Raw genomic sequence first — 4,159 nt, forward strand, 5'->3', positions numbered from 1 at the left:
GCTCGGCCACAAGATCACGATCGAGCCCTGGGACTATCGCTATTACATGGAGAAGGTCCGGAAAGAGCGGTACGACCTCAGCCAGGACGAGATAAAGCCCTATTTCGAGCTGTCGAACATGATCAACGGCATGTTCTGGTCAGCCGGCGAGCTTTACGGGCTCGACTTCAAGGAGAATACGGGAACGGTGCCGGTCTGGCACCCCGACATCCGCACTTACGAGGTGCGGAGCCGCGCGACGGGCGACATCGTCGGGCTCTTCTACATGGATGCCTATGCACGGACGGGTAAGCGCTCCGGCGCCTGGGCGACGACCTATCGCAGCCGTTCAGGGCTGCTCGGGGACAAGATCGTCCTCGGCTCCAACAACAACAATTTCACCAAGCCCGCTCCGGGCGAGCCGGTGCTGATCAGCCTCGACGATGCCGAGACGCTGTTCCACGAGTTCGGGCACGCGCTCCATTATTTCCTGTCGAACGTCCATTATCCGAGCTTCCTTGGGACGCCGCAGGATTTCGTGGAATATCCGAGCCAGGTGAACGAGAATTGGCTGCTGACCGAGCCGGTGCTGAGCCGCTTTGCAAAGCACTATAAGACCGGGCAGCCGATGCCGAAGGCGCTGGTCGAGAAGATCCAGAAGGCTTCGACGTTCAACCAGGGCTTCGCGACCGCCGAATATCTCTCCTCGGCGATCGTGGACATGATGCTTCACCTGGAGCCGAACGGCGTGGCCGATCCCGATGCGTTCGAGCGCCAAGCTTTGCAGAAAATCGGAATGCCGCGCGAGCTGGTGATGCGGCACCGCCTGCCGCAGTTCAATCACCTCTTCTCGTCCGACGCCTATTCGGCCGGCTATTATTCCTACCTCTGGTCGGAAACGATGGACGCGGACACTTGGGCGGCGTTCGAAGAAGCGGGCAACCCGTTCGACAAGGCGACGGCCGACCGCTTCCGTACGACCCTGCTCTCGACGGGGAACGAGACCGACCGCGCCGAGGCGTACCGCGCCTTCCGAGGCCGCGATCCGGACGTTCGGGCGCTGATGCGCAAGCGCGGCTTCCCTGCCAAGTAGGCTGGCTGCGCGTCTTGTGAGGCGGAGGGGCGGCGGTTAAGCGCATCGCATGCCCCTCCCCCGCCACCTCCTCGGGATCGAAGGCCTCTCGGCTGCCGATATCACCGCTTTTCTGGACGAGGCGGAGCAATGGATCGCGTTCAACCGTCAATCGCGAAAGCAGGACGATCGCCTGCGCGGGCTGACGCAGTTCAACGTCTTCTTCGAAAATTCCACACGGACGCTCTTCTCGTTCGAGGTAGCGGGGAAGCGGCTCGGAGCGCAGGTGGCGAACTTCCACACCGCCGGGTCGAGCGTGCACAAGGGCGAGACCCTGATCGACACCGCCCTCACCCTGAACGCCATGCGGCCCGACGTGATGGTGATCCGGCACTCCGAGACGGGGGCACCGGGGCAAGTGGCGGAGGTGGTGGACTGCGCCGTCATCAATGCCGGCGACGGCACCAACGAGCACCCGACGCAGGCGCTGCTCGATGCCCTGACCATCCGGCGGCGCAAGGGGCGAATCGAGGGGCTGAAGGTCGCGATCTGCGGCGACATCCGACACAGCCGGGTGGCCGGCTCGAATATCCGGAGCCTGACGGCGCTTGGCGCCGAGGTGCGGCTGGTGGGGCCGGAGACCCTGCTTCGGCGGGAGGGAGTACCTGCCCTCCCCTCCTATACCGCGCTCGAAGACGGCCTGGTGGGAGCGGACGTGGTGATGATGCTCCGGATCCAGCGCGAACGGATGGAGGAGGCGCTGTCGGGAACCCTCGGCGACTACCACAGCCGCTACGGCCTCACGCGCGAGCGGCTGAAACTCGCAGCGCCTGACGCCATCGTCATGCATCCCGGGCCCATGAACCGCGGTGTCGAAATCGACAGCGACGTGGCCGACGATCCGGAGCGGTCGGCAATCCAGGAGCAGGTGGAGCTCGGCGTCGCCGTGCGGATGGCCTGCCTTGACCTCCTGACGCGGGAGCGCCGCGGAGGCTGAAAGAAAAAGGGCGGCTACCGTTGCCGGCGCCGCCCCCTCTCCTGATCAGATTATCCGCTTCTCAGGCGCGGCGGCCGTTGTAGCGGGACGCCCACTGGACGGGCGCGTCGCCGGCATTCGCACGGACGAAGCAGGTGCCACCGTTGCCGCGGATCGTCTGGCACGTCCGGGCCGCTTCGGCCGGAGTCTCGAAGCCGGAGACCGCCAGACGGTGGAACGTGCCCTTGCCCGGGATGCTGACGGTGGTGCTCATCGGCGCATTGGCGAAGCGATAGCGGCGGACCGCCTGCGACCAGGCCTTCTCGACCTGCGACGCGCTGCGATAGGCGCCGATCTGGACGACGTAGCGGCCCTGGACGGAGCGAGCCTTCTTCGCCGCTTTTTGCGGGACGAAGGCGCGGAGGGGAGCCGACGCGACCGGAGCCACTGCCTTCAGGATCGGCGCGGGTGCCTTCACCAGCGAAGTCACTGCGGATGCCAATTGGGCGCCAGACACAATCTCGGCCGGCTTCGACGGAACCGACGCAGGCACCTCGACCACTTCGGCGGCGGCGGGAGCGGCTGCGAAGGCATCGGCATGCTCGGGCGGCGCATAGGCGAACGCGACTTCGGCCTGCTCGGCTGCGGCTTCCGCCGGAGCGGGGGCGGGAGCCTCGGCAACCTCCACGGGAGCCTGGGGCTCCGGGGCCGGGGCAGGAGCCTGAGCTTCCGCATAGGCGGGCTGCTGGGGACCAGGCTGAGCGAGCGAGAGCCGGACCGGCTGGCCGCTATCCTGGACCGGCGTGGTGCCGAGCAGGGTCGCGACCTGGAGATAGGCGGTCGTGGGGTTCGCGAACGAAGCCCATTGCTGCATGCGCTTGCCGACCTCTTCAGGCGAGAGATCCTGCGAAGCGGTCACGCGAGCCTTTTGCCAATCGCCGGCGACGGCATAGGCAAGGGCGAGGTTCTGGCGAACCCGGGCGTTGGCGCCGGGGGCGCGGGCGGCGCCCTCGAGCAGCTCGATCGCACGCTGCGGCTGTCCGGCCAGCGCATAGGCAAGGCCGGCATCGGCCGGAGCGGAGCCGGCGACGCTGTCGAGATGAGCGATCGCGTCGCGGCTCTTGCCCTGGGCGATCTGCGCCAGGGCGAGGCTGAGCGTAGCGCGGGGATTGCCCTCGTAGAGCGAGAGCACGTCGGTGAAGGCGTTCTCGGCGGAGAGGAAGCGCCCGCTCTTCAGATAGAGGTCTCCGAGCAGCATGCGGTATCCGGCGTCGCGCGGCGAAAGCTCGACGGCGCGTTCGGCAAGCGTAAGCGCTCCGGCGACATCGCCCTTCTGCACCGTTGCCTGCGCCTGCTCGTAAATCCTGGCGGCCTGGGCTTCGCTCTTGGCAGTGGCCGCGGACGCAGCGGCGGGGCGGAAATTCCCGGTCGCAGGCTTGCAGCCGACGACGGTGAGCCCCAGGACCAGCGTCGAAGCCGCCAATTTGAACGATACGTTCTTCTTCATCTTCGCCACTCCGCTTTAATTCCGTTTGCCGGCCTTGGCCGCGACCGCGCTCGAGAGCCCGTCGAGCTCCGGCAGGGTCGAGAGAAATTGATCGACCGCTTCCGTCACCAGCTGCTGGGCCGAGCGATGCGTCACCGCACAGGCAAGGCGCAGCTTCAGGTGCCGCTCGGCATCGAGCCGAAGCGTGAAGGCGGCCTTCGCCTTGCTGCCGGGAGCGCGGCGGGCGCGCGGCGGCAGGGCCACGACCGAAGCCGTCGCGACCGGCGCCGCCGGCGCGGGCCTTGCCGGCTCGGCGAAAGTCGCTTCGATCGCCCGCTGCTGTTCGACGACCGGCGGCGGGGCGACTTCTTCGTGGTCGAAGTCACGCTCCGGCTCGACCTGGCCGGTGCGCGGCGCAGGCGTCAGAGCTGCGATCGAGCTCGGCACATGCTCCGGAAGCTCTTCGACGGGCGCCTGAGGCGCCTGACCCATGTCGTTCCAGCCAAGATCTTCCATGCCGACGCTCATCGGCATCTGACCGAAGCCCTGGGGCCGCATGGCAGGCTTGGCCGCGCCCTTGCGGGCGAGGAGACCGGAGGAGAGGGAAGCGAAAGCTTTGAGTTCAGCCATCTTGCCCTCCCCTTAC

At 67.1% G+C, this 4,159-nt stretch carries 4 protein-coding genes; 2 read left to right on the forward strand and 2 right to left on the reverse strand.

Annotated elements, in window-relative coordinates:
• Both VF662_RS12770 and VF662_RS12775 read left to right on the forward strand, forming a co-directional pair.
• Nucleotides 1–1,072 (forward strand): M3 family metallopeptidase (locus tag VF662_RS12770; RefSeq protein WP_464141818.1); only part of this gene is annotated, 1,072 nt, incomplete at its 5' end.
• A 49-nt stretch (nucleotides 1,073–1,121) separates the two neighbouring features.
• Nucleotides 1,122–2,048 (forward strand): aspartate carbamoyltransferase catalytic subunit, encoded by a 927-nt coding sequence (locus VF662_RS12775; RefSeq protein WP_464141820.1) that lies wholly within the window; start codon nucleotides 1,122–1,124, stop codon nucleotides 2,046–2,048.
• Nucleotides 2,049–2,109: 61 nt separating this feature from the next.
• Here the strand turns inward: VF662_RS12775 and VF662_RS12780 are convergent, their stop codons facing one another.
• The gene (locus tag VF662_RS12780) at nucleotides 2,110–3,534 is read right to left on the reverse strand and encodes an SPOR domain-containing protein (RefSeq protein WP_464141822.1); all 1,425 of its coding nucleotides are present in this window, start codon (nucleotides 3,532–3,534) and stop codon (nucleotides 2,110–2,112) included.
• Nucleotides 3,535–3,549: 15 nt separating this feature from the next.
• Nucleotides 3,550–4,143, reverse strand: a complete 594-nt coding sequence (locus VF662_RS12785; RefSeq protein WP_464141824.1) for a hypothetical protein — start codon at nucleotides 4,141–4,143, stop codon at nucleotides 3,550–3,552.
• Nucleotides 4,144–4,159 lie beyond the last annotated feature (16 nt).

Source organism: Allosphingosinicella sp. (assembly GCF_036387215.1).
Taxonomy (GTDB): Bacteria; Pseudomonadota; Alphaproteobacteria; order Sphingomonadales; family Sphingomonadaceae; genus Allosphingosinicella.